This is a genomic window from Nocardia sp. bgisy134, from assembly GCF_057708325.1.
On sequence record NZ_JBYIRW010000021.1, the window covers coordinates 126,817 to 142,007 of the forward strand.

At 65.8% G+C, this 15,191-nt stretch carries 16 protein-coding genes; 9 read left to right on the plus strand and 7 right to left on the minus strand.

What is annotated here, in order from left to right; genetic code table 11:
- Nucleotides 1-37: 37 nt before the first annotated feature.
- Entirely contained in the window at nucleotides 38-937 is a 900-nt protein-coding gene (locus AC3ERS_RS30415) for an MBL fold metallo-hydrolase (RefSeq protein ID WP_431971563.1), read from the minus strand.
- A gap of 192 nt (nucleotides 938-1,129) precedes the next feature.
- Between AC3ERS_RS30415 and AC3ERS_RS30420 the strand changes: the two genes are divergently transcribed.
- From AC3ERS_RS30420 to AC3ERS_RS30435, 4 genes are all read left to right on the plus strand, one after another.
- Nucleotides 1,130-2,041: an MmyB family transcriptional regulator gene (locus AC3ERS_RS30420; protein ID WP_431971564.1), complete on the plus strand. Its 912-nt coding sequence runs from the start codon at nucleotides 1,130-1,132 to the stop codon at nucleotides 2,039-2,041.
- Nucleotides 2,038-2,292, plus strand: coding sequence for a hypothetical protein (locus tag AC3ERS_RS30425; protein ID WP_431971565.1), 255 nt, complete (start codon nucleotides 2,038-2,040; stop codon nucleotides 2,290-2,292). Before AC3ERS_RS30420 ends, AC3ERS_RS30425 begins: the two co-directional genes overlap by 4 nt.
- A gap of 33 nt (nucleotides 2,293-2,325) precedes the next feature.
- On the plus strand, nucleotides 2,326-2,775 hold the full coding sequence (locus tag AC3ERS_RS30430; protein WP_431971566.1) for a hypothetical protein: 450 nt from the start codon (nucleotides 2,326-2,328) through the stop codon (nucleotides 2,773-2,775).
- Nucleotides 2,776-3,542: 767 nt separating this feature from the next.
- Nucleotides 3,543-3,983 (plus strand): hypothetical protein, encoded by a 441-nt coding sequence (locus AC3ERS_RS30435; protein ID WP_431971567.1) that lies wholly within the window; start codon nucleotides 3,543-3,545, stop codon nucleotides 3,981-3,983.
- 361 nt (nucleotides 3,984-4,344) lie between these two features.
- Here AC3ERS_RS30435 and AC3ERS_RS30440 read toward each other — a convergent pair whose 3' ends face one another.
- Together AC3ERS_RS30440 and AC3ERS_RS30445 are read right to left on the minus strand one after the other, a co-directional pair.
- Nucleotides 4,345-5,724, minus strand: coding sequence for a flavin monoamine oxidase family protein (locus AC3ERS_RS30440; protein WP_431971568.1), 1,380 nt, complete (start codon nucleotides 5,722-5,724; stop codon nucleotides 4,345-4,347).
- A 242-nt stretch (nucleotides 5,725-5,966) separates the two neighbouring features.
- Entirely contained in the window at nucleotides 5,967-6,620 is a 654-nt protein-coding gene (locus AC3ERS_RS30445) for a TetR/AcrR family transcriptional regulator (protein ID WP_431971569.1), read from the minus strand.
- Between the two features lie 113 nt (nucleotides 6,621-6,733).
- Between AC3ERS_RS30445 and AC3ERS_RS30450 the strand changes: the two genes are divergently transcribed.
- The gene (locus AC3ERS_RS30450) at nucleotides 6,734-8,089 is read left to right on the plus strand and encodes a flavin monoamine oxidase family protein (RefSeq protein WP_431971570.1); all 1,356 of its coding nucleotides are present in this window, start codon (nucleotides 6,734-6,736) and stop codon (nucleotides 8,087-8,089) included.
- A 226-nt stretch (nucleotides 8,090-8,315) separates the two neighbouring features.
- Here the strand turns inward: AC3ERS_RS30450 and AC3ERS_RS30455 are convergent, their stop codons facing one another.
- On the minus strand, nucleotides 8,316-8,570 hold the full coding sequence (locus AC3ERS_RS30455; protein WP_431971571.1) for a hypothetical protein: 255 nt from the start codon (nucleotides 8,568-8,570) through the stop codon (nucleotides 8,316-8,318).
- Nucleotides 8,571-9,213: 643 nt separating this feature from the next.
- Here AC3ERS_RS30455 and AC3ERS_RS30460 point away from each other — a divergent pair.
- Nucleotides 9,214-9,453: a hypothetical protein gene (locus AC3ERS_RS30460; RefSeq protein ID WP_431971572.1), complete on the plus strand. Its 240-nt coding sequence runs from the start codon at nucleotides 9,214-9,216 to the stop codon at nucleotides 9,451-9,453.
- Between the two features lie 376 nt (nucleotides 9,454-9,829).
- Here AC3ERS_RS30460 and AC3ERS_RS30465 read toward each other — a convergent pair whose 3' ends face one another.
- On the minus strand, nucleotides 9,830-10,477 hold the full coding sequence (locus tag AC3ERS_RS30465) for a TetR/AcrR family transcriptional regulator (RefSeq protein ID WP_431971573.1): 648 nt from the start codon (nucleotides 10,475-10,477) through the stop codon (nucleotides 9,830-9,832).
- On the opposite strand from AC3ERS_RS30465, the gene AC3ERS_RS30470 reads away from it, so the two are divergent.
- Nucleotides 10,477-11,658 (plus strand): helix-turn-helix transcriptional regulator, encoded by a 1,182-nt coding sequence (locus tag AC3ERS_RS30470; RefSeq protein WP_431971574.1) that lies wholly within the window; start codon nucleotides 10,477-10,479, stop codon nucleotides 11,656-11,658. The genes AC3ERS_RS30465 and AC3ERS_RS30470 overlap by 1 nt on opposite strands.
- Nucleotides 11,659-11,692: 34 nt before the next feature.
- On the opposite strand, the gene AC3ERS_RS30475 is transcribed toward AC3ERS_RS30470, so the two are convergent.
- Both AC3ERS_RS30475 and AC3ERS_RS30480 read right to left on the minus strand, forming a co-directional pair.
- Nucleotides 11,693-12,340: a GNAT family N-acetyltransferase gene (locus AC3ERS_RS30475; RefSeq protein ID WP_431971575.1), complete on the minus strand. Its 648-nt coding sequence runs from the start codon at nucleotides 12,338-12,340 to the stop codon at nucleotides 11,693-11,695.
- A gap of 94 nt (nucleotides 12,341-12,434) precedes the next feature.
- The gene (locus AC3ERS_RS30480) at nucleotides 12,435-13,307 is read right to left on the minus strand and encodes an alpha/beta hydrolase (RefSeq protein ID WP_431971576.1); all 873 of its coding nucleotides are present in this window, start codon (nucleotides 13,305-13,307) and stop codon (nucleotides 12,435-12,437) included.
- A gap of 242 nt (nucleotides 13,308-13,549) precedes the next feature.
- Between AC3ERS_RS30480 and AC3ERS_RS30485 the strand changes: the two genes are divergently transcribed.
- Both AC3ERS_RS30485 and AC3ERS_RS30490 read left to right on the plus strand, forming a co-directional pair.
- Nucleotides 13,550-14,365: an NmrA family NAD(P)-binding protein gene (locus AC3ERS_RS30485; protein ID WP_431971577.1), complete on the plus strand. Its 816-nt coding sequence runs from the start codon at nucleotides 13,550-13,552 to the stop codon at nucleotides 14,363-14,365.
- Nucleotides 14,366-14,763: 398 nt separating this feature from the next.
- Entirely contained in the window at nucleotides 14,764-15,183 is a 420-nt protein-coding gene (locus AC3ERS_RS30490) for a hypothetical protein (protein WP_431971578.1), read from the plus strand.
- Nucleotides 15,184-15,191 lie beyond the last annotated feature (8 nt).

Sequence of the window (15,191 nt, forward strand, 5' to 3'; positions counted from 1 at the left end):
CGCCGCCCCGCGCGGGTGCGGGGCGGCACGACTTCGGTCAGTAGGCGGGGAGCGGAGCCCAGTTCTTGATCGCGAACGCGCTAGCGTCGCGGACGATTTCGAGGGCGCTGTGTCCGCTGAAGTGCGCGGGCAACACCAACGCGGTGTGATCGGCCGCCCAACCCAGCAGCCGAAGTCGGGTCGCCCTCGCGGCGACGGGGTCCTCGCAGAAGCAGCTGTTGTGTTCGGGGTGAGCGATCTGCAGGGGCGTATGCACCAGGTCTCCCGCGAACAGTGCCTTGTCGCTTCCTGACGCCAGCACCAGCACGCTCGAACCGGGAGTATGCCCCGGTGCCGCCCGCAACGTGAGATTCGTGTCCACGACGTATTCGTCCTCCCATAGCTGCACCTGGCCTGCGGCGTAGACCGGTGCGACGCTGTCCTCGAACACGTTCTCGTTGACACCGCCCGCGATGTTCGGGTTGTTGGCCGGATTCCAGTGCTCGTAGTCCGCACGCGGCATCAGGTAGGTGGCGTTGGGGAATGTCGGCACCCACTGCCCGTCCACGAGGCGGGTGTTCCAGCCGACGTGATCGACATGCAGGTGGGTGTTGATCACCAGGCTCACGTCCTGGGGCGCGATGCCTGCCGCGGCGAGATTGGTCAAATACCTCAGGTCGAGGTGGTCCCAGGCTTCGACCGCCGGGCGGGTCTTGTCGTTACCGATGCCGGTGTCCACCAGGATGATCCGGCCTTCGCTGCGCAGCGCCCAGGTCTGCATGGCGACCTGAACGATGTTGTCGACCGGGTCGAGGTGATCCGGAACCAGCATCGGCCGCTGCTCGTCCCAGTGCTGGTCGGGCGAGCCGGGGAAGAACTGATCGGGCGTCATGCCCACCGGCCCGTGCATTTCCTCGACCCGCAACACGGTGACATCACCGAGCACAATCTCATTCATCAGGTTCCTTCGCTGCGTGTTCCCGACGCCGTGACCGGGTGCCGGACGGCTCATGGGCCGTGCCACTGAGTTTTCAAGTGCCCGACGTCGGTAACCACACCCTGCGAAGGCGCCGCTGGCGCGGGTGCATCAACGGTGTCCACACCCCGGCAGGGTCAGGACAACTCTGCATCCGGCAGCGACAATGACGTGATGAGCGACCGCGAAGACCAGTCCGGACAGCTTGGGGCGTTCCTCAAGGCGTGCCGGGCCAGGGTGCGACCCGAGCAGGTGGGGCTCACGCCCTACGGCGAACGTCGCCGTGTCATGGGACTGCGCCGCGAGGAGTTGACCCTTCTGGCAGGGGTCAGCCCGTCCTACTACGCCCGGCTCGAACAGGGCAAATCCCGCAACGCCTCCCCGGAGGTCCTCGACGCCATCGCCGCCGCACTCGCGTTGACCGCCACTGAACGACGACACCTGCACGCACTGGCCGAGTCCGCAGGCCGCCGCCGCCTCACGCGCCCGGCACCCGTCGAGCACGCTGACCCCGCCCTGCTCGAGCTGCTCAACGCCATGCCATTGGTACCCGCGCTCGTGCTGGGTCGCCGCAGCGATGTGCTCGCCTGGAATCCGCTCGGCCACGCCCTGCTCGCCGCGAATCTCGACCCCGACTGCCCGGCGGTCCCCGGTCGCAGACCGAACATGACCCGGATGGTGTTCCTCGACCCCGACACCCGCGCGCTCTATGCCGATTGGCCGCGCAAGGCCCGCGCAGTCGTCGGCAACCTGCGGCTTATCGCTGGCGCCCACCCCGACGACCCAGCACTGGCGTCGTTGATCGGCAGCCTCACCATGGCCAGCCCGGAATTCGGCACCCTCTGGAACGACCACAGGGTCCAGGCATGCGCGACCGCCCACTACCAGCTGCACCACCCGCTGATAGGGGGCCTCACCGTCACCCAACAAACACTGAGGTCGGTCGAACACCCCGACCAGACCCTCGTCACCTGCACAGCCCCACTCGATTCCCCGTCGGCATCAGCACTGGCCATCCTGACCCATTTGGCTCAGCCGGCCGAGCCGCCCGCACGCCGAGCGGACAATCGGCTCAGAGCGGTTTGAACGGGTACGAGTTCGGACCGGTCACCACTTCGATCAGCTCGCTGGTCGAAGACTCCGAAGGCTTTGTCATCCCGCCGCTGTTCGGTCTGGTCATCACCGGCCGAGCGTTCGTCGACGACTTCGGCATCAAGGGGCGCAGCAAGCTGATCGCCTCGCAACAGGCGGCCGAGTTCCTCTTCGATCGTGATGAGATACTTCGGGAATATTCGTCCGGGCTGGACGAAAACGGCGAGATCATCATCGGCCTCTGACGTACTGATACCGACCCGGGGGGGACGTAACTCATGACCTTCTACCTGATCGACCCCGAGATCCCTGCCGACTTCGGCCAGGTCAGTAGAGACTCCAGCTATGACCCTCCGCGAGTGGTCTCGGCTCATTTCGAGTTTCACCACCCAGTTGACGGCGAACTGATCACGTCCTACAGCGGCGCGTACGCGGTGACGAAACCGCTGGCCGATGCTCTGGCCGAGAGCGAACTGACCGGCTACGAGTTCGGTCCGGTTACCGCCTCCATCAGTGCTCTGGTCGAAGACCCTGGTGGCCTTGTCATTCCTCCCCTGTTCGGGTTGATCATCACTGGCCGGGCGTTCATCGATGACTTCGGCGTCCAGGGCCACAGCAATCTGATCGCTTCCGAGCGCGCGGCTGAGTTCCTCTGGAATCGTGATGCGCGCCTTCGAGACTGGGCAAACAGATTGGATAGAGACGGCAACATGATCCTTGATTTCTGAGGTGTCGTGATCTCGCAGTTGCGCTGATTCGACCGTGGGTGTCCCGGGTGCCTCGTCGCGGTCGACCAGGGCCTGCTGCTTCCACCGGTACAGGGTGGCTTCGGTGACTCCCAGATCGCAGGCAACGTCGGCGACTCGACATCAGGACAGCCCAAAGCCGGTCCCCAACCCGTCACGGTTCAACTTCCAAGCTGCTGCGAGCCACGCAAAAGCGACCTGAGAATGCGCGCCATCTGGGAACTCGAAATTTCTGAGAGCCGTTGGCGGGGAGGCACATCGGGTGGGTTCAACGGTGGGAAGGATGCTGACCTCATGCAGATAGGCACGTTCGAACAGGTGCGTTTCGGGAGTATCGCAGTTGGAGAACGCATCGAACGATCAACCGCCGCGCGCATTGTGGCGGTGGTGTGAGTGTATGCGTGGGGGGTGGCCTGGTCTCGCGGATCTAGAAGCCGTACCCACGCTCATGCCGCTTCCTGCGTGGTTTCGGGTTGCGGACCGGGAATCGACTCGCGCGAGGGTTCACTGCCCGGTCTGCGGGGTCCGGGGCCGCTCTGGGCCGACACGACGAGGGGACGGACATCGGTGGCGGAATGGGGTTCTGCGGGCCGGGCTGGTCGCGGGAACTGTGCGGCAATCCGTTGCCCGGCGGTTGTGGACATGGCGGTACTCGGCCGGGGTCCTCACGACGTGACCCAGGGGCGGAGGTCCCGCGTCCCGCTGCGGCTCGATTGCCGGAAAGTGTCTGGCGCGCTTAGGATCTCAGCATGCCGTATGCGCTGTATGCCTGGGGGAACTTCATCGACGAGGTCGGCTTGGACCGGGATCCGGGGTGGCTCGACCAGGCGCTGCTGCGCGGCGAGCGCGATGTGGTGAGCGACTTTCTGATGATCGGGGACACCGAGACGCTGCGGGTGGACGGGCCGGGGACGATCTTCGAGGTCGACGGGGAGCTGGTCGACGGGCGCGATCTGGTGGGGCGTGATCTGAGCAGCGCCGACTGGCGGGTGGAGCAGATCCTGGTGCGGACGAACGGGACCAGGGAGGACGCGCTGCGCATCATGGCGGTGGTCGAGGAGGACGGCGACTACGCGATCGACGATGCGCCGGAGGGGAACCCGATCGGCCTCGGCGAGGTCGTGACCACCTGGGCGGACCAGCACGGTCAGTGGGATCTGGCCCTCGTCCGCCTCAGCGTCGTGGGATAAGGATCTCCACCGTCACCCCAGCTGCTGGAGCAAGAAGCGACACGGCGCTGACCGAGAGGTTCTGAGACCGGATCCGATACCGGCGCCCGAGTAGTCAGCGACGAGCTGCCCGGGCGAGCATGCCGTCGACGACCACATCGCTGTTGGTAGTCGCGCAGCGGGCGAGTAACGCGTCACCCCATGGGATCTCAGCGGCGGAGGAGAGTGCGATTCCGCCAGCGGTACTCGGCCAGGGAAGCAACGACTTTCGGAGCGACCGCGAGGAGTCTGAGGCTCGCGAGTGGGGAGACACTGGACCGGACGTCGAGATAGGAGTACTTCGACTGGGGCATTGCCTGCTCCTTGCGCGAGTCCGGGGTCTTCATGACTGTGTCGGCGAGCCGATCGCGTTCCCGGTGGTGATTTCCGAGAGGGTTTCGATGACCTCATGGGCGGCGCGTTCGCCGGACTCGATAGCACCCTCGATGTATCCGGCGTGCTCGCCTGCGGTCTCGGTTCCCGCCCAGTGGAGGTGGCCCACCCGCTCCGAGGAAGCGGGGAAGCATCCCTGGTCGTGTCCGATGTCGGGCAGAGCCGTGTAACCGCCACCGACATACTCGTCCAGGTGCCACGGCTTTTCGTGCCAGCCCGCGGGTTTCAGGACGGCGGGGCCGAGGTGGGCGCTGAGCGGGCCGAGTACCGCGGTGCGGCGGGCGCCGCTGTCGAGCCCATCGAGGTTGCGCGCTTCGGGGCCCGCGATGAGTACACACAGGTGGCCGGGTCCGCCCGGTGGGGAGGTGTCGAATACCGCCATACCGGGATCGGTGAGGACCATCAGTTCGGCGTGTGTGCGTTCGCGCCAGAACGGGCGGTCGTAGACCGCGATCGCTTTGTACACCGAGCCCATGTAGGTGTTGTCCTGCAATCGGGTTCGCGCAGTGGGAAGTTCGGGGTGGTGTTCGATTCTCGCTGCCATCGGCGGCGGGACGGCCACGATGACTTCGGCGGCGCGATAGGTCCCGGATGCCGAGTGAATCGTCACGCCGGTCTCGTCGCGGTGCAACGCCGTGACAGCGCTGTCGAACACCACCCTGCCCTCGAGTTCGGCGGCCAGCCTTTCGGTCAGCGTCCCGGCCCCTTCGAGAACCAGGCTTTCCTGCGCGCCGCCCGCGGTGGAGAGCATCGTCGTGAGGCCGCCCTGGTAGCGGATCATCTCGAGGAAAGCGTGCATCGAATAACGGTCGAGGTCGGCGGTGGTGGACACCGAGACGAGGACTTCCAGCAACCGTCGCGCTCGGCGTCCCGGCACGTATCGCAGCCACGACTGCACAGTCTGCGTCCTCCATGCTCGGGGTGCTCCGAGTCGCGCTGTGATCTCCCAGATCAGCAGTGCAGTGGTGGCGGCCGCTGTGGCCAGGCTGGGTTTTCTGATGCGCAAGTCGCCCTCGACGATCTCGGGCCGCTTGGGTGTGTGCATCTGGAATACCGTCGTGCCGAGTTCGGCGGCGAGCGCCTCGAAACGGTGATGCCCGTGGCCGATCCACTGGCCGCCGAGGTCGACTCGCGAGTTCAGAGCGGTGGTTTCGGCCATCATCCGCCCGCCGGGCCGCGCGGCCGATTCGAGCACTACGACCTCGATGCCCCGCCGATGCAACTCACGGGCTGCGATCAGCCCGGCCATGCCTGCGCCGATCACGGCAACCGTGACGGCTCGCGGCATGTCCTCGGCGTTGGACGTGTCGTTGATCTTCTTCTGGGTCATCGCGTCTCACTCCAGATGGCGAACCGTGGGCCGAACAAAGGGGAGGAACCTGTGGCTGGATCCGGGATGTGTCGGAGCCGAGCACCTGATGGACTGGTCCGTCGCGGCCGACCCGACTCCGTGAGACTTCTCGTTTCGATCCGAGTGAAAAGACACACACTAAGTCGGACAACCGTACGAATCACGATAATGCGAATGTGACCCGAGGCGCAACAGGGGGCGAATCGGGGGTTGACGGACTGCTAATCCGCGTCGGTGAGAGCTCGGCTCCCACGGCGCGCCGTGCTGCGCGCGACCGGCTGCGGATCGGCGAACAGGACCAGCATGTCCAGCGCCTGATTCAGGTCTCGCTGGGCGCGGCCGGGATCGGGCTTGGACGCGTATTGCAAGATCAGCCCGTCGATCTGAGCGAGCGCGAGGCGACCGAGCGTGTCGAAACCGACCGCGCAGCGCTCCCCCGCGGCTTGGGCGGCCTGCTCGCAGAACTCGGTGACAACCGAGCTGTAGCGCTCGTACTGAAGCTGAGCCAAGCTACCTTCCGCCTCGCTGCGCAGGGAATACGCCATCAGCTCGTACTGCATGATCTGCAGCCCGACCTGATTGTCCACCAGCTTCTTCCAGAAGCTGGTTATGCCGTGCCGGAGGGCGTGCTCGACCCCCTTGTCGAGCTCGAGCTCCGCGCGCAGTGCGTCGGAGATGTCGCGGATGAGCGTCGTGATGACCGAACGCAGCAGCTGGTCCTTGGTCGGGAACACGTAATGCAACGTGCCGAGCGGGATACCGGCCTCGCCCGCGACCGCGCGCAGCGTAGTGGCTGGCACGCCTACCTCGCTGAGCACCTTGATGGCCGCTGTGACGATCTGCTCCTCACGCTCGGACGCCCTCACGTAAACCACGGTTCTCCTCGCTCCCTCAGCAGACGAACTTCGCCACAACTGTTGCACACCTCAGTGGCGTGACCTATCTTACAGTCGTACAACCGACCGAGTTTCGCGTGAAGGATCCGAACATGACCGATGTCGACGTTGTTGTAGTGGGTGCCGGTCTTGCCGGCTTGACCGCGGCTAGAGCGGTGAAAGCCGCCGGCCACAGTGTGCGGGTGCTCGAGGCGCGAGACCGGGTCGCCGGCCGCAATCTCGGGGCCACGCTGTCCAGCGGGGTTCCTCTCGAGATGGGCGGACAGTGGATCGGACAGACACAGACCGAGGTATTGAAACTGGTCGACGAATTCGGTCTGAAGACGTTCCCGACCTACGACGACGGCGAATCGGTGACGCTCTACAACGGCACAGTCACTCGCTACGGCGATGCAACCTTCGGCCTGTCCGACGAGGCGGCCGAAGAAGTCGGTCGCCTGCAGGCCGAACTCGAAGCGCTGGCCGAAACCGTCTCGCTGTCTTCGCCGTGGACTTCTCCGCAAGCGGCCGAGCTGGATCGCCGAACCGTCGACGAGTGGCTGCGGGCCAACACGCAGAACGCGGAAGCGCTCGCGTTCTGGGGCGCGGTGGTGCCCGCGCTGTTCTCCGCCGAGTCGTCCGAGATGTCGCTGCTGCACTTCCTTTTCTACATCAGGTCCGCAGGCATGATCGACGTCCTCGTCGGCGTGACCGATGGCGCGCAGGAGTTGCGTATCGTCGGCGGCACACATCAGATCTCCGAACGGCTGGCCGACGAACTCGGCGACGATATCGTCTCGCTCGACGTCCCGGTCCATTCGATCGTCCACGACGAAGACGGCGTGAGCGTGTCCTACTCCGGCGGAACGATCACCGCCGGGTATGCGATCGTCGCGATACCGCCGACCCTGGCCGGTCGATTGCGCTACGAGCCGGCCCTTCCCGCCACGCGTGACGGACTCACCCAGCAGATCCCGATGGGGTCGGTGATCAAGGTCCAGGTCGCCTATCCGACGCCGTTCTGGCGCGACTCGGGCCTCAACGGGTTCGCCTTCAGCCTCGACGATGCGCTGAACGTCACCCTCGACAACTCGCCGCCGGACGAATCATGCGGTGTCATCGTCGGATTCTTCGAAGGTGCTCACGCCCGGACCGCGGCGCGTTGGAGCGCGGCCGAACGACGGGCTGCCGCCGTGGCGACTCTGACCAAGCTGTTCGGTCCCGAGGCCGCAGAACCGGCCGAGTACGTCGAACAGAACTGGATGGAAGAGGAATTCACCCGCGGGTGTTACGGCGGCCGACTGGGCGCAGGCGTCTGGACGCAGTACGGAGCGGCGCTGTCCGAACCGGTCGGGCGCATTCACTGGGCGGGCGCGGAAACGTCCGACATCTGGAACGGCTACATGGACGGCGCTGTCCGATCCGGATACCGCGCGGCGGCCGAAGTCCTCGAACGCTGGGATTCCTGAAGTCGAAGGTCATCCCCCGCATCAGCGCCCGCGCGGGTAGCGAGGGCGATCACGGGTCGGGTCGAGCATCGCGACAGCACCCGGTCGAACAGCACATCCTCACCGCGGCTCAACGCCGAGCGCGCAATCCGGTCGATCCGGCCCGCCGTCGGCGGCTCCAGCTTCCGCCGCCGAAGCTCGGCCAGCAGATGCTCACGCAGCCGCTCACCACTGCGTTCGATCCGGGTCACATGATCGGGAGTTGCGCCGTTTCGCGGGAGGCATTGTCGACCTCGGCGCGGATCGCCGGCTTCACGTCTTGGCCGATCTGGGCGTCGGCGAGCGCACGGCCGAGATCGGTGCGGCGTTCGAGGAAGGCCTCCCCTTGGGTCTGCTGGACCCCGAATTCGGGGTCGGTGCTGGTGCCGATGAGTAGCCGTTCCGCGTCCGCGCGCAGCTGGCGGTGGGCGAGTTGCCTTGTGGTCCGCGGTTCGACTGCCACACAGTAAGGCGCGGAACCACATCGGACCGATATCTGACGGTACCGCCGTGGTTGTGGAAGCAGCCCCGGCACGCGGACCTGTCCCTGTCTTCGCAGCGGCTCCGAGATCCGGCGCCCCGATTACCTACCCCCAACGTTGCGTGACACGGCGCTGGCAAACTCGCTGGATGCGCGACCGAGAGGTGGCGCACCTGCGGTTCTCTACAGCGGCTCCCACCTTCCCCCTATACATAGTTAACCGAATGTGCGTAAACTGTGACCAAGCTGATATCAAAAAGACGGCCGAGCAGGTTGGCGGCCCTGTAAGCGCTAGGTCGAAACGACCGTACGTCCCGCGAGTTGCCCATGAGGTCGGCGAGCAGAAGTTCGCAGCCGGCTCGCAACCCGCGAGGTTTGTTTACATCTCGTCATCATATTGAAGATCGACCCCCGCGACACCGCCGCGGACAGCAATAACGAGACGGTGGCCGCGATTGCGTGACGCTGCCGGACAGCTGAGCGCTTCCACAACACCAGAACTGCTGTATCGGCGAGCCTCAGCGGCTCATCTTACCGGGTCTGCGCTATCCGACCACGTTGCAGAACCCGATCCCCTGTCCAAGACACCGAGTCACAAGATCACCATAGCCACGAAGGAGCTGCAATGCGCAGGAAGGTCGAAGACGCACTACATCAGGATTTCCATCGATGGAGCGAACTGGTCGACCGCGCCGCACACGCGGACAACGAATTCGAAAGGGAGAAACCCGCTTTGGCTGCGGGAGAGCTGGAAATGAAGTGGATCCGCACCGCCGCCGAAGACTGGAGAACACTGCACGACCAGTGGTGCGAAAGAATCGACCGGACGCGATCGAGTGCGAAGTCCGAATACGCTCTGTTTTGAGCCCTATCACCGAATCGACCTGCGCATGTGAACGGTCGACGAGCACCACGAACTCGAGCGGTCTTGTACCGGCGACGTCTCAGATCGGCTGGTCACCGGTCAACTGATGCCGATGTCGTACTTCCGGCCATTCGGTGACCGGTGTGTGCTGTCCGGTCCAGCGAGAACTTCGGTCAACGCCAGCATGTGCTGCCCGGCTCTGTCCCCAGGCCTGGGTCGCCACGGGCACCAGCGCGTCGCGCGGCCTCGATTCCCCGGCCTGCTGATCCGGGTCGTCGAAGCGCATCCGACTCGCAGGCCCGTATCGAGCCGAGGCCACCAAGGGTGACCGACAGCCGGTGAGCCGGCCGATTCGCGCCCGTTGGGCGGGCGGGGATCAACTCGTCAGATGTGCGGCGATGCCGTCGAGCAGTTTGCCCAGTCCGAATTCGAACACGCCCTCGGCGACAGCGCGGATGTCGCGGTCGCCGACGGGACCTGCTGTGAGCATCGCCAGCAAGGCCGGGTAGCGCTCGGGTCGACCGTACTGGTGGATCATTGCCGGATCGAGGGCCGGACCGACGTGCCCGACCGCGTCACGGCCCTGGGTCGGATCGATTTCCAGACGGGCGACGCCGCCGACGAAAGCGGTGATGGACAGGACGATGTCGGCGATGCCGTGTGGCGCCAGCCCGGCATCGAGGAGCGCGCTCATCGCCGCCTCTCCCCACGCGGCCTCGTTCGGGCCCATCCAGCGATTGCTCGTGCCGACCGCCAGCACCCAGGGGTGACGTAGGTACAACTCGCGGGTTCGGCGAGCCCAGTGCTCCAGCGCCGCGCGCCAGTCGTCGGAGGGAAGATCGGGCGGGGCGGCCATCGCGGTGTCGAGCATCACCGCCACGAGGTCGTCTTTGCTGGGCACGTGCCGATACAGCGACATGGTCGCGGTGCCGAGCTGATTGGCGACTCGTTGCATCGAGAGTGCGCCGATGCCTTCCGCGTCGGCGATGGCAATAGCCGTACCGACGATGCGGTCCAGGCTCAATGCCGGCCGGCGGCCTCGTCCCGAGCGTTGATTTCCCGACCACAACAGCCGAGCCACACGCGGTGGCTCATCGGCCATCTTCGCTCCCCTCGCTTCAATTGCGTATGGCATACACTTTGCGTATACACTACGCAAATTCTTCCGTCATCGCCATCCGGGGGTGGTTCCACCATGACAGTACCGACAAGGCATTCGAATCCCGTTGCGTGCGAAGCCAACCCGGTGCGGCAGTGGGGCAGGCACCGAGCGTGAGCCTCGCCGGTCTCGGACTGACCGTTGAACAGGAGCGGGTGTACCGCCACCTGCTGCGCACACGCCCCGGCGCCTCCTCGCACGCGGGTGGCGCGGGCCAGGTCGACTCCCGCGTGCGGAACGTGATCATCGAGCTGCGCACCTTGGGTTTGGTGGACGAGAACCTCACGGTGGTCCCACCGGAGGTAGCGGTCGATCTGCTGGTGCGACGGCGAATCACGCAGGCGCAAAAGCAGTTCGAGGGACTCGCCGCCGCCTGGGACGCAGTGCGGGAGTTGACCGAGGAGCAGCGCACCGGCCGGCCCGCGGGTATGGTCGAGCAGCTGCCGCATGGACTGGAGGTCGGCCGGCGGATAACCGCATTGCTGACCGATCACCCTGGTGAGTTCTCGTCCCTGCGGACCCATGCGCTGCACGACGAATCCCCGCATACCGGCGCCCGGCGCGGTCGTCTCCTGATGGCTGGACTGAGCAGTCGCATCCTGTTCCCCGTGCACGCCTTGACGGATCCCCGGCAGGCGGCCCACGCACGACGCAGGCACGCCCTCGGCGAGATGCATCGAGTCACGACGGAAACGGTCTGGCCGCTGACCGTCGTCAACCGATCGGTCGCCTTCGTACCGGCCGATCTCTCCGAACCGGCGGCCGGTGTACTGCAGATCCGCCGTACCGGTATGGCCCAGATACTGGCAGAGGTCTTCGACGGCATCTGGGAACGCGCCCACGGCGTGGACGAAGCCCCGGTCTCGCCTTCCGAGCAGCGCGTCCTGCGGGCGCTCACCCGCCATGACACCGATGAATCGGCGGCACGCGCGCTCAATGTCTCGGTGCGCAAGTTCCGCACCCATGTCGCCGACCTGATGGACCGGCTCGGCGCACGCACACGATTCCAGGCCGCCTTGCTTGCCAAAGAACGCAACTGGCTTTGACCCGTCGCGGGTCTTCTGCCGTCCCATGCGCCCCCTACGTCGGCTCACCCGGCCGGACCATGGCCTGCTGGTGCACTCGCTCGTCCTGGTAGCGCATTCCGGGAATCAGCGGGGCCGAACCGATCGGAGTGAATCCCATTCGGGTGAAAAACCTTACGGCCCGTGCATTTTCGACCTGAGTCTGAAGATGACAGCCCGGCGAGCCGTTCTCGTCGAGCCGGGCGAACCATCGGTCCATGAGAGCGGCGGCGGCGCCGGTGCCGCGCGCGTCGGCCGCCACTGCGATGTGCAGGTGCGCGGGCCAGCGCGAGTCCTGGAAATCACTCGCGGTCGGCTCGCGGCGAATCGCCGCGGCGAGGGTGTCGACCATGGCACGGCCGAAGAACCTGGCCGGAGTCGGACGTAGGAACAACCGGTAGGTGCGGATGGCCCGCTCGATCCGTTCGACCTCGCTGGGAAACTTCGAGCTGTCCAGACAGCCCGTCAGGTATCCGACGATCTTGCCTCCCGCGACGGCCACGAACACGGACTCGGGTGCCAGGTCCAGGTATGGATCGAGGTAGATCGCCGCCTCGGATTCCGGATCACCCCACAGCGAGGCGACGGGCGAGCCCTCACTCGCCCAAGTGAACAACTCTCGCAGCTCCTGCCGATCGGCGGCCTCGAAGTCGCGAATCTCCATGTGCGTCCTCCCTATCAGGATCGGACCTACCGCCGCCGGGCGAGGACGACCCGGTCGGCGATGTTCGGTTGCCAGGGCATTCCGGTCCTCAGGTTCACAGGGTCCGGCCGAAGTGGGCGGCGACGGCATCGACGGCGACGGTGACCTGGGGTTCCTGATCGTAGAAGTCGAACTGAGTGCCCTGGGTCCACGTAATATCCTTCCGTCCGGGCAGTCCGGCGTGGAAGCGGCGCGCGCCATCCGGGATGGCGGCGTCCTCGCTGTGCACCAGCAAGGTCGGCTGTCCGATGAGCGGAGCCAGCGCGATCGCGTCGTAGGTCAGCCAGTCGATCCAGGACATGACGGCGAAACGGTTGGGCCAGGCCGGGATTCCGCCGCGGGTGGGGTTGAGGTAGAAGTCGATGTCGTAGGGCATGGCCGCGCGTTCGTCGGTGGCGCTGACCACCGGAACGTAGTCGACCTCACCGGTCTCGTCGAATCGTGACCGCGCCTCGCGGGCGATCTCGATCTTGGCGGCAACCGCATCCGCCCCGCCGTAGACTTGCTCGCAAATCGCCGCATCGTGCAGCCACGGCGCCACCAGCGCTAGTGATTTCACCCGCATATCGTGAGCAGCATTGTCGGACATGTACATTGCCGCAGCGCAGACGCCCAGCGCGCCCAGCCGGTCACCGTCGACGGCCGGGTGCCCAGCCAGAAAGCTCACCGCGTGGTGGATGTCGCGAACCTTCCGTGCCGGGTTCTCGACATCGCGTGGCTCGCCCTGTGATTCGCCGAAGCCGGTGAAATCGAACGACAGAGCCGCATACCCCTGCTCGGCGAGACGTTGAGCGTAGCGGTCGGCCATCAATTCCTTGACGCTGGTCCACGTCCCCGCCACCACCACACCCGGCGCCCGATCCCGGCCGACGGGCAAGAACAGGTTTCCGGTGAGTTTCACACCGTCGCTGTCGAACTCGACCTTCATGGACTCGACTCCTTCTCGAACGCCGTCGCCCCACGCCGCTGTCATCACTGGTCCTCCAGTCATCCTCGGAACGCACGAGATCGACACCAGGCCATGCGCGTGCAGGTGTCACATCCAGGCGATCCATACCGCACATCCTGGCCGCCGCCGACCGAAGGCGGAAGAGAACAAGCTGCACGATTGCCTGCAGGAACCTGCAACGGTAGACGCGAAATCTCTTGGTTGCTACAAGAATTGGCGCAATGATTCTCGTGACAGGAGCGACCGGCAATGTCGGCGCGGAAGTTGTGCAAGCCCTGACCACAGCCGGCGAGCCCGTACGGGCGCTGGTGCGCGATCCCCTGCCCGCCGTTGTGCCCCGAGGGGCGGACGCCGTGGCCGGCGACCTCACTGCACCGGAGACACTGAACTTCGAGGGCGTGCGCGCGCTGTTCCTGCTGCCCGGTTACCCGGGCGTCGCCCAAGCGGCGGTGAAGGCGGGTGTCGAGCACATCGTGCAGCTCTCCGGTGTTTCCGCGGGCACTGGCGACACCTCCAACGCCATCACCCGCTACATGATGACCTCCGAGCGGGAGGTCACCGAGTGCGGTGCGGCGTGGACCATCCTGCGGCCCTGCGCCTTCGCCTCCAACGCTCTGCGCTGGCTCCCCCAGCTGCGCGACGGGGACGTGATTCGGGCGCCGTTCCCCGAGGTCCGTACGGCCACGCTGGATCCACAGGATCTCGGTGCTGTCGCCGCCACCGTATTGCGCGAAAACAATCGTCACGGCGAAATCCTCTGGCCCACGGGACCGGAGCCACTCACACCCACCGAGCAGGTGGCGATGCTGGCCGAGGCCACCGGCCGCGATCTCACCTGCCAGGGCCTCACCGATGACGAGGCCCGCGCCGAGATGCTCCGAACCACTCCGGTCGAGTACGTGGACGCCTTCTTCGACTTCTACGTGAACGGGGCCATCGACGAATCCATCGTCCGCCCAACGGTGGAAGAGGTCACCGGCCGGGCACCGCGCACGTTCGGACGGTGGGCCGCAGCCCACGCCGACGCCTTCCGCTGATCATCCGGCGGGTGCGCCAGATCGCAGAACCCCGCTCGGACCCGCGTGACAACCTCAGCCAGTGGCGAGCGCACGGTCGGCGAGTGCGGCGATGACCGGTCCGAGTGTTCTGGCGCAACCGACGGTGAGGTGATTGTCATCGCGGTACACCAGGTTGTCGCCGATCACGAGGGGGCAGCGGGCGCGCGGAGGGCCTGCGATAACCGCCGACGAACCGAGCTGAGTGTGGGCGGTCGTTTTCCCGTTCGAAGCGTCCGAGGGTGGCGGATGGTGACGACCGTGTGGATCGCTCGCTATCAACCAGGGGGATGTGCGTGGAGTGGCCCATGGGGAATCCGTTGTTCGCCTGTATGTTTCGGTTGCCGTAGCGCAATACTGTCCTTGTGCGGTGGATTGTGGTGGGAAGCTTCCTGGGATCGCTGGGACTGATCGCGCTGGCGATAGTCATGTGGCGGCAAGGACTGGAGCAGGCCGACCGGATCGCCAGCGTGGTGAGCATGTTCACCGGCATTTGCGGCCTGACGGCCTCCTTGGCCGTTCCCGCCTTCCTGCAACGCCGCCGCTCCAGAGACCGGAATTATCCGGGACTTGCCATGCTGAAGAGTCTGTCGTTCGAGCCGAGTGGTGTCGTGTCGTACCTCGGTATCGTTCAGCTACCGAACGGCAGAGGCAGCGAATGGGAGGTCGCGCTCCCGCCTGCTGCCATCGTGGCCAATCCCTGGGAGAATCGGGAGACGTGCTTTCTGCACTGGGGCACGGCCGCAGGCTTGAACTGGTGCGAAAGGTTCTGGCTTCTTCGGAGGCCACCGTCGAACTGAATCCCACC

Excerpts from the sequence above, each read along its gene's own strand:
- AC3ERS_RS30415 (WP_431971563.1), bottom strand. The coding sequence starts at position 937 with ATGAATGAGATTGTGCTCGGTGATGTCACCGTGTTGCGGGTCGAGGAA.
- AC3ERS_RS30420 (WP_431971564.1), top strand. The coding sequence starts at position 1,130 with ATGAGCGACCGCGAAGACCAGTCCGGACAGCTTGGGGCGTTCCTCAAG.
- AC3ERS_RS30430 (WP_431971566.1), top strand. The coding sequence starts at position 2,326 with ATGACCTTCTACCTGATCGACCCCGAGATCCCTGCCGACTTCGGCCAG.
- AC3ERS_RS30435 (WP_431971567.1), top strand. The coding sequence starts at position 3,543 with ATGCCGTATGCGCTGTATGCCTGGGGGAACTTCATCGACGAGGTCGGC.
- AC3ERS_RS30440 (WP_431971568.1), bottom strand. The coding sequence starts at position 5,724 with ATGACCCAGAAGAAGATCAACGACACGTCCAACGCCGAGGACATGCCG.
- AC3ERS_RS30450 (WP_431971570.1), top strand. The coding sequence starts at position 6,734 with ATGACCGATGTCGACGTTGTTGTAGTGGGTGCCGGTCTTGCCGGCTTG.
- AC3ERS_RS30460 (WP_431971572.1), top strand. The coding sequence starts at position 9,214 with ATGCGCAGGAAGGTCGAAGACGCACTACATCAGGATTTCCATCGATGG.
- AC3ERS_RS30470 (WP_431971574.1), top strand. The coding sequence starts at position 10,477 with ATGCCGGCCGGCGGCCTCGTCCCGAGCGTTGATTTCCCGACCACAACA.
- AC3ERS_RS30475 (WP_431971575.1), bottom strand. The coding sequence starts at position 12,340 with ATGGAGATTCGCGACTTCGAGGCCGCCGATCGGCAGGAGCTGCGAGAG.
- AC3ERS_RS30480 (WP_431971576.1), bottom strand. The coding sequence starts at position 13,307 with ATGAAGGTCGAGTTCGACAGCGACGGTGTGAAACTCACCGGAAACCTG.
- AC3ERS_RS30485 (WP_431971577.1), top strand. The coding sequence starts at position 13,550 with ATGATTCTCGTGACAGGAGCGACCGGCAATGTCGGCGCGGAAGTTGTG.